The sequence below is a fragment of the Desulfurobacterium atlanticum genome, from assembly GCF_900188395.1.
In the GTDB taxonomy this organism is placed as follows: Bacteria; Aquificota; Aquificia; order Desulfurobacteriales; family Desulfurobacteriaceae; genus Desulfurobacterium_A; species Desulfurobacterium_A atlanticum.
This window is the reverse complement of the sequence record NZ_FZOB01000005.1, coordinates 121,717-136,120: the sequence shown is the minus strand read 5'-3', so window position 1 is coordinate 136,120 and position 14,404 is coordinate 121,717. Positions and strand designations below refer to the sequence as shown.

16 protein-coding genes and 1 pseudogene are annotated in these 14,404 nt (G+C 36.6%); 2 read left to right on the top strand and 15 right to left on the bottom strand.

What is annotated here, in order from left to right:
* Positions 1–300: pseudogene (locus tag CHB58_RS09060) on the top strand (hypothetical protein); the annotation flags it as partial.
* 4 nt (positions 301–304) lie between these two features.
* On the opposite strand, the gene CHB58_RS09055 reads toward CHB58_RS09060, so the two are convergent.
* The 7 genes from CHB58_RS09055 to serA all read right to left on the bottom strand — a co-directional run bounded on the left by CHB58_RS09055 (position 305) and on the right by serA (position 8,186).
* Complete coding sequence (locus CHB58_RS09055) at positions 305–475, bottom strand: hypothetical protein (RefSeq protein WP_180706441.1); 171 nt, start codon at positions 473–475, stop codon at positions 305–307.
* 101 nt (positions 476–576) lie between these two features.
* A complete protein-coding gene (locus CHB58_RS05110) occupies positions 577–867 on the bottom strand; it encodes a hypothetical protein (protein ID WP_089323033.1) in 291 nt (96 codons plus the stop codon).
* Between the two features lie 15 nt (positions 868–882).
* Positions 883–1,638, bottom strand: a complete 756-nt coding sequence (gene hisF, locus CHB58_RS05105) for an imidazole glycerol phosphate synthase subunit HisF (protein ID WP_089323032.1) — start codon at positions 1,636–1,638, stop codon at positions 883–885.
* Positions 1,639–1,649: 11 nt separating this feature from the next.
* Positions 1,650–2,603, bottom strand: a complete 954-nt coding sequence (locus CHB58_RS05100) for an outer membrane protein assembly factor BamD (protein WP_180706440.1) — start codon at positions 2,601–2,603, stop codon at positions 1,650–1,652.
* 10 nt (positions 2,604–2,613) lie between these two features.
* A complete protein-coding gene (locus CHB58_RS05095) occupies positions 2,614–4,092 on the bottom strand; it encodes an Rne/Rng family ribonuclease (protein ID WP_089323030.1) in 1,479 nt (492 codons plus the stop codon).
* Entirely contained in the window at positions 4,089–6,503 is a 2,415-nt protein-coding gene (locus CHB58_RS05090; RefSeq protein WP_089323029.1) for a TIGR03960 family B12-binding radical SAM protein, read from the bottom strand. The genes CHB58_RS05095 and CHB58_RS05090 overlap by 4 nt, the downstream gene beginning before the upstream one ends.
* 90 nt (positions 6,504–6,593) lie before the next feature.
* Positions 6,594–8,186, bottom strand: coding sequence for a phosphoglycerate dehydrogenase (serA, locus tag CHB58_RS05085; protein WP_089323028.1), 1,593 nt, complete (start codon positions 8,184–8,186; stop codon positions 6,594–6,596).
* 88 nt (positions 8,187–8,274) lie between these two features.
* Between serA and CHB58_RS05080 the strand changes: the two genes are divergently transcribed.
* Entirely contained in the window at positions 8,275–8,988 is a 714-nt protein-coding gene (locus CHB58_RS05080) for a DUF72 domain-containing protein (RefSeq protein ID WP_089323027.1), read from the top strand.
* On the opposite strand, the gene flhB is transcribed toward CHB58_RS05080, so the two are convergent.
* From flhB to CHB58_RS05040, 8 genes are read right to left on the bottom strand one after another with little or no spacing between them, the layout of a single operon-like run.
* A complete protein-coding gene (gene flhB, locus CHB58_RS05075) occupies positions 8,983–10,026 on the bottom strand; it encodes a flagellar biosynthesis protein FlhB (RefSeq protein WP_089323026.1) in 1,044 nt (347 codons plus the stop codon). The two genes, CHB58_RS05080 and flhB, sit on opposite strands and share 6 nt — an antisense overlap.
* A 2-nt stretch (positions 10,027–10,028) precedes the next feature.
* Positions 10,029–10,814: a flagellar biosynthetic protein FliR gene (locus CHB58_RS05070; RefSeq protein ID WP_089323025.1), complete on the bottom strand. Its 786-nt coding sequence runs from the start codon at positions 10,812–10,814 to the stop codon at positions 10,029–10,031.
* Positions 10,811–11,080 carry a flagellar biosynthesis protein FliQ gene (fliQ, locus tag CHB58_RS05065; protein WP_089323024.1) on the bottom strand — a complete coding sequence of 90 codons (270 nt, stop codon included), beginning with the start codon at positions 11,078–11,080 and terminating at the stop codon, positions 10,811–10,813. The genes CHB58_RS05070 and fliQ overlap by 4 nt, the downstream gene beginning before the upstream one ends.
* Positions 11,077–11,793 carry a flagellar type III secretion system pore protein FliP gene (gene fliP / locus CHB58_RS05060; RefSeq protein WP_089323023.1) on the bottom strand — a complete coding sequence of 239 codons (717 nt, stop codon included), beginning with the start codon at positions 11,791–11,793 and terminating at the stop codon, positions 11,077–11,079. Before fliP ends, fliQ begins: the two co-directional genes overlap by 4 nt.
* Entirely contained in the window at positions 11,762–12,040 is a 279-nt protein-coding gene (locus CHB58_RS05055; RefSeq protein WP_089323022.1) for a hypothetical protein, read from the bottom strand. Before CHB58_RS05055 ends, fliP begins: the two co-directional genes overlap by 32 nt.
* Complete coding sequence (locus tag CHB58_RS05050; RefSeq protein ID WP_089323021.1) at positions 12,033–12,263, bottom strand: FliM/FliN family flagellar motor switch protein; 231 nt, start codon at positions 12,261–12,263, stop codon at positions 12,033–12,035. Before CHB58_RS05050 ends, CHB58_RS05055 begins: the two co-directional genes overlap by 8 nt.
* A 7-nt stretch (positions 12,264–12,270) precedes the next feature.
* Positions 12,271–12,789, bottom strand: coding sequence for a flagellar basal body-associated FliL family protein (locus CHB58_RS05045; RefSeq protein ID WP_089323020.1), 519 nt, complete (start codon positions 12,787–12,789; stop codon positions 12,271–12,273).
* A gap of 40 nt (positions 12,790–12,829) precedes the next feature.
* Complete coding sequence (locus CHB58_RS05040) at positions 12,830–14,404, bottom strand: flagellar hook protein FlgE (RefSeq protein WP_089323019.1); 1,575 nt, start codon at positions 14,402–14,404, stop codon at positions 12,830–12,832.

The following is a 14,404-nucleotide window of genomic DNA, read 5'->3' as shown; positions in this document are numbered from 1 at the left end:
GGTATGAATGGGAGAACGCCTTTTGAGGTTTTAAAGAGTAAGTTGGATTGTTTGTTTAATCTTAATGTTGCTTGTTTCCCTGTTGTGCTGCTTGAGGATGTTTTTGTGGTGGCTAATAGGCTGGGGGTATTGGAAAAGGGTGGGGAGAATGTGCTCACCCCCTACCAAAAAAGTGCTGTTGAAAAATTCGTTTATCTTAGGGTAGGAATGCTTAACGATAGATGGTCTAACAGGGTGGTTAATGGTTTCCTTGAGGCTAAGGAGGAGATTCAAGATATGTTCTCCAGGAGGTATTCCTAATGGTTTACACAAAATTATTGACACAACCATACTTTTTAACAGGACATTTTTCCTCACATAAGAAAGAATCTATAAAATCTCTTTCAACTATCCGTGATATTTCGTCAAAATGTTTAGCCAGAACATCTCTAATGTCTTGATATTGGCACTGTCTATTTAAAAGATCTCTCTTCATTTTAAATGATTTTCTAATATAAGATAAAGAAATAACGTTTTGAAAGCTTCTTACAAAGCCTGTAAAAACTGTATTTAAATCAAGTGCCAGCTTTTCAAGATTCACATAGGTTGAGAAATTAAGAAGAATTTCATTGTAATATCCACAATAAAAGCTATAGAAATACCCTTATCATAAAGAAAATCTCCTATTTTAAAAATCTCTTCAGTAAAGCGCTGTTCATCTTCTCTGTAAAGCTCAAGCAACTCCTTAAATTTCTTATTAATAAAATCGCAAAACCTTTCAGGATCATCTATCCCAAACTTTTCCGCCACATTTTTAGGAAACGCCTTAATCCACCCCTTACAAACATTACCAAAAACTTCACAAATATCCTCATACAATCTATCCATCCTCCCTCCTTAAAACTAAAGCCGCACATTAACTCCTTTAACTTTAAGAAATTCTTTAAGTTCACCTATCGTAATCTCTTTAAAGTGGAAAACTGAAGCAGCAAGAACAGCATCAGCCTTCCCGTAAACAAGACCTTCGTAAAAGTGTTCTTTTGTCCCCGCTCCACCAGATGCTATAACAGGAACGGAAACAGCTTCAGATATTGCCCTTGTAAGCTCCACATCATAGCCCTGTTTTGTCCCGTCCCTATCCATAGATGTAAGAAGAATCTCTCCGGCACCAAGGTCAACAACCTTTTTAGCCCATTCAACAGCATCTATGCCAGTTGGAGTTCTCCCGCCGTGAATATAAATCTCCCAGGAGTTTCCTTTTCTCTTTGCATCTATAGCAACAACTATACACTGAGAGCCAAAAATTCTTGCTCCTTCCTTTACAAGTTCAGGATTTTTAACCGCAGCTGTATTAATGGAAACTTTATCTGCTCCAGCGTTTAGTAGATTTCTTATATCCTCAACAGTCCTTATACCCCCACCAACGGTAAGGGGCATAAAAACCGTCTCTGCCGTCCTTCTTACAACATCTATCATTATTCCTCTTTTTTCATAGCTTGCTGTAATATCAAGAAAAACAAGCTCATCAGCTCCCTGTTCATCATACACTTTGGCATTCTCAACAGGATCTCCAGCATCTATCAAATTTACAAAATTCACTCCTTTAACAACCCTGCCCTCTTTAACATCCAGACAGGGAATTATCCTTTTAGCAAGCATCACCACCTCTCTTAGATTGTTTCAAAAAACCTTTTCCAGAAAGATTTTTTAATCGGATTCTCTATCTCTACTTTATCAAGGATTACTTTACCCTGAAGTATCTCTTTCGCCTTTTTTGCATAAGGAGAATCGGGATATTTATCAATAAGCTCTTTCAATAGCTTTTTTCCCTCTTCCCTTCCAGACTCTTCTTCCTTTCTCCATTTTTCTATATCGCTTAAAATCAAAGAGATACGATTTTTAAAAACCCTCTTCTCATCATCGGTTTTAGCCTCTGCAAATCTTTCCTTTTCAATTTCAAGCTGCTCCTGAAGGTTTTCAATCTCTTCATTAGCCTGAATATAGGTATAGAATCTTGCCCTTCCTAAAAGATAAAGGAGCTTATCCTCAGGCTCAACATCATTATAAACATTTATAACATTCCTGTATCTATTAGCAGATGCTGTAAATTTTTTTAAAACATCGTAAGTCTGCCCTATATAGATTTCATGTTCGGCAAGCACTTTTCTGCAAGTTTTTAAAAGTTCAGAAATCTTACTTGAAAGCTTATCATCTGGATATTTTGCAAGAAACTGAGTAAAAACATCTATCGCCTTATAAGTAAACTGCTGGTCCCACTGAGGACCTTTTATCATCTTCATGTAACAGATTCCAAGTTTATAAAGAGCTTCTTTTGCATATTTTGACGCCGGGTAAAGGGTTAAAAACTCCCTGTACTGAACCGCAGCTTCCACATAGTCACCTTTATTAAAGCAGCTTTCTGCAAGGGCAAATGAAGCAATCTCCTTTTTAGATGGCGGTAAATCTTTAGAAAGAGCCTCTTTCAGCTTAATAACAGCATCACCGTAATCCTTCTCCTTAACGGCCATCATCCCTTCATCTAAAAGCTGTTCAGCCGTTTTAACCTGTTTGGCACAACCTGTTAAAAAAATCAAAGAAAAAACGAAAACAGCAATTTTTCTCACAGTTCCTCCATCAATCACTCTTTGAAATTGTAAACCGCTCCACATGATAATCGTTTACAGGAATAATCTTTATCTCTTTCCCGAATAGAACTTCTATTCTGTCAATTATATCTTTTTCATCCACACTCAACTTTTCAGCAACAAGAGGATGCACATAAACCTTTATCTTTCTCTTTCCATTTTCCCTTGCCACAAGTAAAAGTTCCCTTTCAACCTCAAAAGCCACAGTATCGGCAGATTTAACCCTGCCCTTCCCTTCACAGTATGGACAGGTCATAGTTAAACTTCTTCCCAGACTCTTTTTTACCCGCTTTCTCGTCATCTCCACAAGTCCAAGGTCTGACATACTGACTATTTTTGTCTTTGCCCTGTCCTTTGAAAGCTCCTGCTCAAGTATTTCTAAAAGCTTCCTTTTATTATCCTCCGAATTCATATCTATAAAATCTATAACTATTATTCCACCCACATCCCTGAGTCTTAACTGCCTCGCTATCTCCTTTGCAGCTTTACAGTTAACATTAAATGCCGTTTCTTCAAGATTTGGAGATTTCTTAAACTTCCCGCTGTTTACATCTATAGAGATAAGGGCTTCTGTCTCATCTATCACAATATACCCACCGCCTGGAAGATAAACTTTCCGTGAAAGAGCTTTCTCTATCGCCTCTTCTACTTTAAAAACCTCAAATATCGGATCATCCCTATCATAAAGTTTTATCCTATCAACAAGTTTAGGGATAAACGCTTTTGCAAAGTTTAAAGCCCTTCTGTATTCAGGTATAGAATCTATCAAAACCTCATCTACATCTTCTGAAAGCACATCCCTTAAAATTTTCGGAACTATCTCAAGATCCTGATATATCAAAGCCGGCGGCGGTCTTTTTTCCATTTTCTTTTCAAGACTATTCCACATTTTAAGAAGATACTGTAAATCTTTTTCTAAATCTTCTTTCGTAGCTCCCTCAGCAGCTGTCCTTATTATAATGCCGTAATTCTCTGGACAGATCTCTTCACCAATAACTCTTAATCTTTCCCTTTCAGTTTCATCAGTTATTCTTCTTGAAATGCCAACCTTCTTAATGGTCGGAAGCAAAATAAGATAATGTCCAGGAATTGTAAGGTTTGTTGTAATCCGAGGTCCTTTCGTCCCCAAAGGTTCTTTCGTAACCTGAACTATAACCTCCTGTCCCTGTGTAAGAACCTCTTCTATAGGTGGCAGCTCTATCTCCTGATGATTCTCCTCTTCAAAAAGGTCATCTTCAAACTCCCAGCTAACAGCATCCTTAACGTATAAAAAAGCGTTTTTAAAATTTCCTATATCAACAAATGCAGCCTGAATAGCAGGTAAAATCTTCAAAACTTTACCCTTATATATATTTCCAACTATACCTCTGCTACCTTTCCTTTCAACATAAAATTCAACCAGCTGGTCATCTTCTAAAATCGCTATTCTTACCTCTTTAGGAAGAGCATTTATAAGGATCCTTTTCATTCAACCACCATCACTTTTCTTTCTACAGAAACAGACGAAAAATCTTTTCCAAGCCAGAAAAGAAAGTCCTGAACATTCAAAGTTCTGCCAGCTAAAACTTTTAATGTTAATGTTATCACACCATCTTCAATCATAAAATTCTCAACAAACTCCTTAACAGAAACCTCTTTACCTTTCCTGCCAACAAGCCTATCAGCTTTCAGGATATCTTCTGCTTTTTCCTTATAAATTTCTCCCGATATTTTGTATTCAACCTTTACCTTTCTTAAAAGAGATTCTTTCCTTTCAATTTCTTTCCAGCTTAAAAATCTTAATCCTGCAGGTAAAAATTGATTTAAAAGCTCAATTGTGGATTCATCCATTTTAAACTCTTCAGAAAGCTCAATTTCTACAATCTCCTGCAAACTTTCAACCCCTGTCGGTATTCCAAGCAAAATCGTAAAGCGGGGATGTGGATTAAACTTACCCTGATATCTTAAGGGAATTCCTGCTCTCCTGAATGCCCGGGTAAAAACTCGTGTTAAATCAAGAAGGGAAAGATACCTGCTGTAACCACGCTTTTCAAAGAAAAGAGCTATCTTGCTTTTTAAAGGAAAATCCCTTTTTGGTTTTGGAGGAACATTAAACTCTATTCTTTCAGGAATAGGAAGCTCTTTAATCTTCTTTATCTCATAAGAGGTACACGAACCGCAACCATGACAGCCAACTATTCTGCAGTCCGGCGTTTTTTCTTCTCTATAAGCCTTCTCAAGCTCTCTTAAAAGAAACTTCTTACTAACACCACCATCAACAAAATCCCAGGGTAGCTCTTCACCAATATCAAAACCTTGAAACACTTTATCAAGATTAACACCAGCCTTTTCAAAAGCTTTTTCCCATATAGAAAATTCAAAATACTCATCCCACCCATCAAGCATTGCACCAAGTTTGTAAGCCTCATAAACTGCATCCGCTACCTTTTCGTCCCCCCTAGTAAGGACAGCTTCAAGGAAGGAAATTTCAGGTGTGTGAAACCGCAGTTTAAAAGAACGGGGAGCATTTTTCTTTATGAAATCTATTTTTCTTTTTGCCTCATCTATAGAAATAAACCTTTCCCACTGGAAAGGAGTAAAAGGCTTCGGAACAAATATTGAAAAACCAGCAGCAAGATGTTTCCTCCCCTTATACTTTCGGGATATCTTATGCACCTGATAAAGAAGCTCTGTAATAGCCTCAATATCTTCATCCCTCTCTGTTGGAAGACCTATCATAAAGTAAAACTTTAACTTACTCCAGCCTCTTTCAAAAAGTCCTTCAACAAGAGAAAAAATATCATCATTTGTAAGGTCTTTGTTTATAACCTTTCTGAGCCTTTCTGTGGCGGCTTCTGGAGCTATCGTAAAACCTGTCTTTTTTAACTGTAAAAGCTGAGTTGCAAGGTCTGGATTAAACCCTTTAACTCTCATTGATGGAAGGGAAAGACCGATCATTTTCTGATAGCAAAAACTGATAACTTCTGGAATCAAATCGTTAAATTTTGAATGGTCCGAAATACTTAAAGCAAGAAGGGAAGCTTCCTCATAACCTGTACTTTCAAACACTTTATCAATTAAAAAAACTACTTCTTTAACACTTCTCTCCCTGTAAGGTCTGTAAGTAAAGCCTGCCTGACAGTATCTACATCCTCTTAAACAACCTCTTACCGCTTCAACCACAATTCTGTCGTGAACAGTTTCAACAGAAGGAACAACAGGTTTAACAGGAAAATATTTGACATCAAAAGAATGGAACACTCGCCTTTTTACCCTGTATTTTCCAAAAGCAGGAATATACACTCCCTCTATATGCCTTGCTTTTTCAAGGAAATCCTGCCTGCTCCACCCTTTATCTTTCTTCTCCTTTAAAAGAGAAGCTATTTCTATCAAAACCTCTTCACCGTCACCAATAACAAAGATATCTATAAATGGAGATAGGGGAACAGGATTAAATGTACATGTTCCTCCAGCAAGAACAACCGGATCATTCTCTTTTCTCTCTTCTCTTTTCAAAGGAACTTTTGAAAGTTCAAGAATCTTTAAGACGTTGGTATAAACAAGCTCTGTTAAAAGAGAAAAAGCGAGAACATCATAATCTTTAACAGACCTTAAAGATTCAATTGCATAAAGAGGTATATCTTTTTCTTTTAAAAATTTCTGCATATCAGGTTTTGGGAGATATACCCTGTGGCACAGGGCAAAATCGGTAAGGTTATTTAAGACGTGATAAATTATTTTTCCCCCAAAATGAGACATACCTATCTCATAAAAGTCTGGATAAGATAGAACAAACCTGATATCCCTTTCTTTAAAGGAAATTTTAGGAAGATTAACCTCAAGTGGGAGATAGGATGCAGGTTTTGAAACTTTTATAAGGTCGCTAACAAAATTTTTCATCTAAACTTCCCAAAAATTTTATTAATAAAAAGAAAGGAGCAGAATTTCATAGAAAATTACGGGCACCTGTGTGCCCGTAAAAGAAACTGTTTAACCTAAATCAACTTTCTGCACTTCCATAATTTCAGGAAGCTTTGAAATCTCCTCCATAGCAGCTGCTGGAACTTCATCATCAACAAGAATTATAGCTTTGGCTTCCTTACCTCTTCCAACTCTTCCAAGCTGAAATCCAGCAATATTAACATTATGCTTTCCGAGAATTGAACCCATTTTTCCTATAACACCAGGAACATCAATATTTTTAATTATTAAAAGCCTTCCGGAAGGGACAAGGTCAAAAAGGAAGTTATTGATTTCAACGATTTTCGGAAACTTACCTTCCATAACCGTTCCAGCTACAGAAAACCTTTTACCATCTATTTCACAGGCAACTCTCATAAGTCTTTTAAAGTTTGTCCCTTCCTCTTTTCTCACTTCAACTATACGAAGACCTCTCTCTTTTGCAAGAAAAGGGGCATTGATATAGTTAACAGGAATATCAACAATCTTACTTAAAAACCCTTTTAAAAACGCAGCTGTAAATGCTTTAACATCCTCTCCAAGATCACCTATATACTCAATTACTATCTCTTTTGAACGGGCACAGGCAACCTGAACGGCAAAAAGCCCTAACTTTTCAGCAAGCTCCATCCACGGCTTCATCACTTTAGCCGTTGTTTCCTCAAACGGTGCATTAACTGCAAATTCAACCTCTTCTCCTCTTAAAGCAGCAAGCACCTGATTGGCAATAATAACAGCAACGTTCGTTTGAGATTCAAATGTGTTAGCACCTATGTGGGGAGTAACAATAATATTTGGAGCATCAAGAAGAATATTATCATTGGCCGGCTCTTTTACAAACACATCAACTGCCGCCGCTCTCACTTTTCCGCTTTTAAGAGCTTCATAAAGATCCTGCTCATTTATAATCCCACCTCTTGCTATGTTAAGAAGGATAACACCATCCTTCATCTTTTCTATCTCTTTTCTGGTAATCATATTCCTTGTTTCATCTGTCAAAGGAGTATGAACCGTTATAACATCAGCCCTTTCAAGAAGCTCATCAAGAGAATCAAGAAGCTCCACACCAAGTTTTTCAGCTTTCTCTTTCTTTATATACGGGTCATAAGCGATAACTTTCATATCAAAGGCTTTTGCTCTTATACCAACCCTTGATCCTATACGTCCGAAACCGATAATACCAAGTGTCTTTCCTGCAAGCTCAACGCCCATAAATTTCTTTCTATCCCACCTTCTTTCAATTTTCAACGAATTATGCGCTTGCGGAATTTGGCGAGCAGCAGCTATCATCATACCCATCGTGTGTTCTGTTGCAGCAAGAGTGTTTCCCGTAGGTGCATTAACAACAAGTATTCCTCTTCTTGAAGCTTCATCAAGGTCAATGTTATCAACACCAACCCCGGCTCTTCCAATAACTTTTAATTTTTCAGCTTTTGATAATAGCTCTTTATTAACCGGCGTCCCGCTCCTTGTAATAATCGCATCATACTCTGGAATAATCTGAAGAATCTTCTCAAAATCCCTGAAAAGTTCCGGGTCATAAGTTAACTCAACATCAGGCTGATTCCTTAAAATCTCTATACCCGGCTCTGCTATGTGTTCTGTAACAAGCACTTTAAACATCTATACAAACCTCCAAATTTTATTACAATATTTAATAACAGATATGATAACACTTATTTTTATTTCTTAAGAGGGCAAACGTCAAGAAATGAAAAACATCATCATCGGTACAAGCGGATTCTTTTATAAAGACTGGAAAGGAATTTTTTACCCTGAAGGACTTCCGTTATCATCTTTTCTTGACTTTTATTCAAAGCACTTTAACGGTTTGGAAATAAATGCATCCTTTTACAGACTTCCCACCAAAAGCTCAATAAAAGTTTACACAAAATACAATCTGCAGTTTGTCCTTAAGCTCCACAAAAGCATCACTCATTCTTTCAAACTAACAGAGGAAACGATCTCTCCTTTCCTTACAGCAAAAGAGATTCTTCAAGAAAAGCTAAACTGTTTTCTTGCCCAATTTCCAAAAACCTTTGCACCAAATGAAAAGAACAAAGAGCTTATCTTAAAAATAAAACACACCTTTAAAGATACAGAAGTAGCATTTGAGTTTAGAAACAGAGAATGGGAAAAGGAGAAAGAGTTTTTTACGGAAAATTCCATCTGCGTTGTATTTGCAGATTTCCCTGAAAACCTGCAGTGGTTTAAAGGCGGTTTTGCCACTAAAAATATCGCTTATTTCCGCTTCCATGGAAAAGAAAAACTTTACAACTATCTTTACACTGAAGAGGAACTTAAAAACTTTGCCGAAAAAGTGAAAAAAATAGATTCTCTTAACAAATACTGCTTCTTTAACAACACAACAAAAGGAAAAGCAGCCTTAAACGCTCTTGAGTTTAAAAAATTTTTCAGATTATAGCTTCCCTTTCTTCCTATATATTTTTGCAAGAATCCGCGCAACTGCTACATAAAGCTCTTCAGGAATAAAATCTCCAATATCACAACTTTCATAAAGAGTCCTTGCGAGAGGAGGGTCTTCAACAATCGGAACATCATGCTCTCTGGCTATCTCCTTTATCTTAAGGGCTATATCATCCACTCCTTTAGCAACAACTTTTGGCGCTTCCATCTTTCCCCGTTCATACTTGAGAGCAACCGCATAGTGCTCCGGGTTTGTTATAACCACATCTGCTTTAGGCACCTCTGCCATCATACGGCGCATAGCAACTTCCCGTTGCCTCTTCCTTATTTCCGATTTTATAACTGGATGACCTTCCTGCTGCTTATGTTCCTCTTTAACTTCCTCCTTACTCATTTTTAAATTTTCCTCATACTCATAACGGCGATAGAAAAAATCTATCCCAGCTATAGGAATGGAAAAGATCCCGAAAGCAAGAATAAGTATCAACATATACTTCATCATGAAGTAAATCTGCTGGTTTATGGAAAATGTAAACATACTGAAAATAGAGGGAAAAATCGGCTTTACCGTATAATAGGCAACTATTATCGCCACAGTCAGTTTTAGAACATTCTTAAACGTTTCAAACAACGTTTTAAGAGAAAACAGCCTTCCAAGACCTTTAACAGGATTTATCATATCAAGCTTTGGCTGAAGAGCTTTTGTGGAGAACAGAAAGCCAAACTGAGCTACATTTGATGCAATTCCAACAACAAGAAGTGGCAACATAACAGATAGGGAAAGCAGAAGAAAAATTTTACCTGTAAAAAATAGAAAATTTGGATATAAAAGGTTATCCGCCTGAGAAAAAGTGTAGTAAAAATAACCTATAAGTTTATTTGAAGCAAAAGGAATATAAAAAACCAAAATCCCGAACATCGCAATCAAAGTTGCCGCGATAGGAACATCCTGACTTTTAAGAACCTGACCTTCCTCTCTTGCTTTCTGTCGCCGCCGTGGGGTTGCCTTCTCGGTTTTACTCGGATCCTTAGCCATCTCTATCCACCAAGAATTTTAATAAGCAACATTATTTTTGATGTTAACATTTGAGCAAGAGAATTCATAGCGTAAACAATGGCAGAAAGACCTATAATAAGAGAGATAAATCCAACAGTTATCTGAAGAGGAAGGCCCACTATAAAAACATTTATCTGTGGAATAAGCCTGTTTATAAGAGCAAGGGCAAGATTAACCACAAATAGAGTAAGCATTATCGGAAAAGCCAATTTAAAAGCAAGGAAAAACAGCAGATTTGCATTATCTATCATAAAATTAAATAGCGATAAGAAATTGAAAGATAAAACTTTTCCAACAGGGATAACCTTAAAACTCAAAATAGCAGAACCTATCAGAAGCTGATACGCCCCAGATAAAAAGAAAACAAGATAGAAAAGCAAAATGTAAAATCTATCAAGGACAGAAATAACACCAAATGTCGGGTCAAACATATTGGCAACAGTTAAACCCATTGAATAGCTTATAAGCTCAGCCGCATAAGAAACTATACCTAAAAAGATGGCAGTTAAAAGCGCCATGGATAAACCTATGAAAATTTCTTTACCAACCATAAGAGAAATATCAAAAAGAGAATAAGTATCAATAGGAATTTTTATATGAAGAATTGAAGAAACAAAAAAAGAGAGAGAAATAAGTAGAAAAACTCTCACATTAAGCGGAATCATCCCGGAGTTTATAAAAGGAAAAGCCATGAGAAAAGCCCCCAATCGGGAAAGGACTGCAAAAAATCCACCGATATCTGAAGGTGTTATAACAGGTACATTCATTTTAGCAGTGTAACAATCATGTTAAAGTTTTCTTTAGTGTAATCAACAAGCTTAACCAACATCCAGCTTCCAAAAATAAAAAGAGCAACAAGTGCTGCCAGTATTTTAGGAATAAAAGTTAAAGTCATCTCATGAATCTGAGTTGCAGCCTGAAAAACACTTATTATAAGCCCTACAAGAAACGTTATAAGAAGCACAGGAGCACCGACAAGCAAAGTCACTTTAAACATCTGTTGACCTATAGTGATAACCTGATCTATAGTCATCTATAGCTCCCAACAATCGCTTTTATAAGCAGCTCCCAGCCATCGGAAAGAACGAACAGAATAAGCTTAAAGGGCAGAGAAAGCATCATAGGCGGAATCATCATCATCCCCATAGACATCAGAATACTTGCTACAAGCATATCTATCACAATAAACGGTAAATAGATAACAAACACCACAATAAAAGCGGTCTTTATCTCACTTATTATAAAAGCTGGAATCAATGTAACCATTGAAAGTTCCTGCGGGGATTTCACTTTTTCACCAGAAAGATCCATAAAAAGCTTCATATCCTCTTTCCGCGTATTTTTTATGAGAAACTCTTTTATCGGAACAATAGCCCTATTTATAGCTTCAACATCTGTTATCTCTTTCTCCATATAGGGTTTTATCGCAACCTGATCTATCTTCGTAAAAACAGGTCTCATAACAAAAACTGTTAAAAACAAAGAAAGAGCTATTATTACCTGGTTTGGAGGCGTTTGAGGGGTTCCAAGAGCATTCCTTAAAAGGGAAAGAATGATAACTATCCGGGTAAAAGCTGTTAACGTGATTAAAATAGCTGGAGCAAGAGAAATTATAGTAATTAGTAAAACAATTTTTAAATTTACATCAAGGTTCCCTATTCCTGAAACAAAATTCTGCAGAGTTTCACCATGAGCAGCAACAGGAAGTAGAAAACTAAAAGCTATCGGAACCAATATTTTTTTCATCTTTCCACTCTTTAATCTTTGTTACTCCCTTTTCATCAAAAGACAACAAAAACTCAGTGTCTTTCACATTCAAAAGAACCAACAGCCTATTTTTCCCCAGATATTTTACCTCTTTTATAACAATTTCCCCCTTCCCATTCATTTTAATCGGAAAAGAAAACTTTGAAAGAAGAAAATAGATGACAAGCAGAAAAGCAACTATTAGAAAAAAAACAAAAGCAGTTTTAATATAGTAAACCTCACTCAAGGTCTATAACCTTTACACCGAACTTATCATTAACCACAATAAGCTCTCCAACTGCAAACTGTTGCCCATTTATCTTTATTGACAAAAACTCCTCAAGATTTTTATCAAGAGGGAGAACATCTCCCTCTTTAAGCTTTAAAAGATAACCGAAAGGTTTAACTGTCTTTCCAACCTCAAGGCTTAAAGTAAGTGTAATATCTTTTAAATCATCCAACTTCAGCATACTAAATCTATCCTGTCTGAATTATAAAGTCAGTAAAGTAAACGTTTTTAACACCGCCAAGAGGCAAAATAGCATTTACCCGCTTAGCGATCTCTTCCTTTAAAAACTCTATTCCCTCTGGAGTCCTAAGATCCGTAGAACGCTTCGTTAAAAGAAGGCTTATAATTGCATCTTTTATTTCAGGAAGCCTTTTTTCAACTTCCTGCTGAACTTTCTGATCTTTAAGTTCAAGGATTATTGAAATCCTTAAATATCTCTCTATATCTTTATCAGCAAGGTTAACAGTAAAAGTGCCAAGATCATACATTATACCTACATTTTCAGTTGCCTTTATCTCTTCAATAATCTTCTGAGCCTTTTGCTCCTCTGTAACCTTTTCCTTTTTGGCAAACATAAATTTATAGGCAGCAAAACCGCCACCACCTAAAACAAGAAGCAAAACAACCAGTAAAATTAACTTCTTTTTTCCGCCACCTTTCTGCTCTTCCCCTTCTGCAACCTGCTCCTGCTTTTCCTCTTCAGCCATATAAACCTCGTTACTTATGAAGTGAAATTCTAAAAGTCAATTATCTCTTAATGTTCATTGTTTCCTGAAGTATCTGGTCGTCAGTTGTAATAACCCTTGCATTAGCCTGATAGGCTCTTTGAGCAGTAATAAGATTTATAAACTCAGAAGCTATATCAACATTTGACATCTCAAGCATACCGCTTCTAACTTTTGAAATAACACCACCTGGCATTATTACAGGTGTAAATGTCTGTTGATTTGGAAGGTAAAGCCAGCTTCCTTTCCTTACAAGTATCTCTTTATCTTTGAAAGTGGCAATTGCAAGGCGAGCAACATCTCTAACCTTTCCGTTAGAATAGGAAGCTTTAACAACACCATCTTCACTGACAGATACCGACATTAAGTCACCCTTACTGTTACCATCCTGCTCAGCATAGAATATAAAATCGGACGCAAGCTGTCTCATACCGTTATAGTTAACAGTAAACTGAAATGGAGAAGTTGCACCTGTATTTGGGTCATATCCTGACACCAAAATATCTTTAAAATCACCAGCTACCGTTCCTGCAACTTCAGAATTCAGGTAATCTACAGTTAAATTGGTAGAGTTAGACAAATCTCCTGTCAACGTAATAGTTCCGGTAGTATAATCCACAGTTCCAACTACATTACCATTATCATCAACAAGATCCCCTTTGCCATCACCATCACCATCACCTAAATCATGAATATTCATAGTTACACCATCTACAGATTTTATGTGAATACTTCCTATTACAGGTAAATTTGTAAGAGTAAATATCCCGGGTGTAGCCGCTGTAAGAGACTCATTCTGCGTTAATGTTACTTGAGTATCAAGAGTTGCTGAAGTTGGCATACCAGTATCATCAAATTTCAAAATTATGTCTTTGTAATACTGACCGGTAGCACCATCCATAACGGGAATTAAGGAACCATCCATCATCGTATAAACTTTCCACGTACCTGTATCTATCTTCTGGAAAAAGTAGGAAAGAGTATGCGGATTACCTAAAGAATCATAAACAGTTTGAGAATTAACATAGTTAAAGGTTGTTGAATCAGCTGGATCAAAAGCGGAAGTAATAACATCAACACGCGAATCAAGGTTTGAAGGTTCTTTAAAAGCTACCTCTTTGGTAATCTTTGGATCCATACTCATTGCAACATTAATATTGCTTATAGCACCTGCCATATTCCCCTTATCATCAAGCATCCATCCTTGGATTTTCATACCAAGCATATTGATAATATCACCATTGGCATCAAGTCTAAATTGACCATTTCTTGTATAGTAAGTTAGCCCATCATTACTTTTAACCATAAAGAACCCTTCTCCATCAAGAGCCATATCAAGGGGATTATTTGTGTTCATAAATGTACCTTGAGAAAAGTCTTTCACAGTAGAACTTACAAAAACACCACCACCAATCTCTTTATTTTTAGGCGAATTGTTATTATAAGTTGTAACACTGCTTGCAAGAAGGTCTTCAAAAACTGCTCTTTCAGCTTTAAAACCGATAGTATTAACATTGGCAATATTATCTGAAATCACAGACAACCAGTTCTTTTCTGCATTAAGCCCTGTAAATGCCGTATAAAATGACTGTAGCAT

Excerpts from the sequence above, each read along its gene's own strand:
- CHB58_RS09055 (WP_180706441.1), bottom strand. The coding sequence starts at position 475 with ATGAAGAGAGATCTTTTAAATAGACAGTGCCAATATCAAGACATTAGA.
- CHB58_RS05110 (WP_089323033.1), bottom strand. The coding sequence starts at position 867 with ATGGATAGATTGTATGAGGATATTTGTGAAGTTTTTGGTAATGTTTGT.
- hisF (WP_089323032.1), bottom strand. The coding sequence starts at position 1,638 with ATGCTTGCTAAAAGGATAATTCCCTGTCTGGATGTTAAAGAGGGCAGG.
- CHB58_RS05095 (WP_089323030.1), bottom strand. The coding sequence starts at position 4,092 with ATGAAAAGGATCCTTATAAATGCTCTTCCTAAAGAGGTAAGAATAGCG.
- CHB58_RS05090 (WP_089323029.1), bottom strand. The coding sequence starts at position 6,503 with ATGAAAAATTTTGTTAGCGACCTTATAAAAGTTTCAAAACCTGCATCC.
- serA (WP_089323028.1), bottom strand. The coding sequence starts at position 8,186 with ATGTTTAAAGTGCTTGTTACAGAACACATAGCAGAGCCGGGTATAGAG.
- CHB58_RS05080 (WP_089323027.1), top strand. The coding sequence starts at position 8,275 with ATGAAAAACATCATCATCGGTACAAGCGGATTCTTTTATAAAGACTGG.
- flhB (WP_089323026.1), bottom strand. The coding sequence starts at position 10,026 with ATGGCTAAGGATCCGAGTAAAACCGAGAAGGCAACCCCACGGCGGCGA.
- CHB58_RS05070 (WP_089323025.1), bottom strand. The coding sequence starts at position 10,814 with ATGAATGTACCTGTTATAACACCTTCAGATATCGGTGGATTTTTTGCA.
- fliQ (WP_089323024.1), bottom strand. The coding sequence starts at position 11,080 with ATGACTATAGATCAGGTTATCACTATAGGTCAACAGATGTTTAAAGTG.
- fliP (WP_089323023.1), bottom strand. The coding sequence starts at position 11,793 with ATGAAAAAAATATTGGTTCCGATAGCTTTTAGTTTTCTACTTCCTGTT.
- CHB58_RS05050 (WP_089323021.1), bottom strand. The coding sequence starts at position 12,263 with ATGCTGAAGTTGGATGATTTAAAAGATATTACACTTACTTTAAGCCTT.
- CHB58_RS05045 (WP_089323020.1), bottom strand. The coding sequence starts at position 12,789 with ATGGCTGAAGAGGAAAAGCAGGAGCAGGTTGCAGAAGGGGAAGAGCAG.
- CHB58_RS05040 (WP_089323019.1), bottom strand. The coding sequence starts at position 14,404 with ATGCTACAGTCATTTTATACGGCATTTACAGGGCTTAATGCAGAAAAG.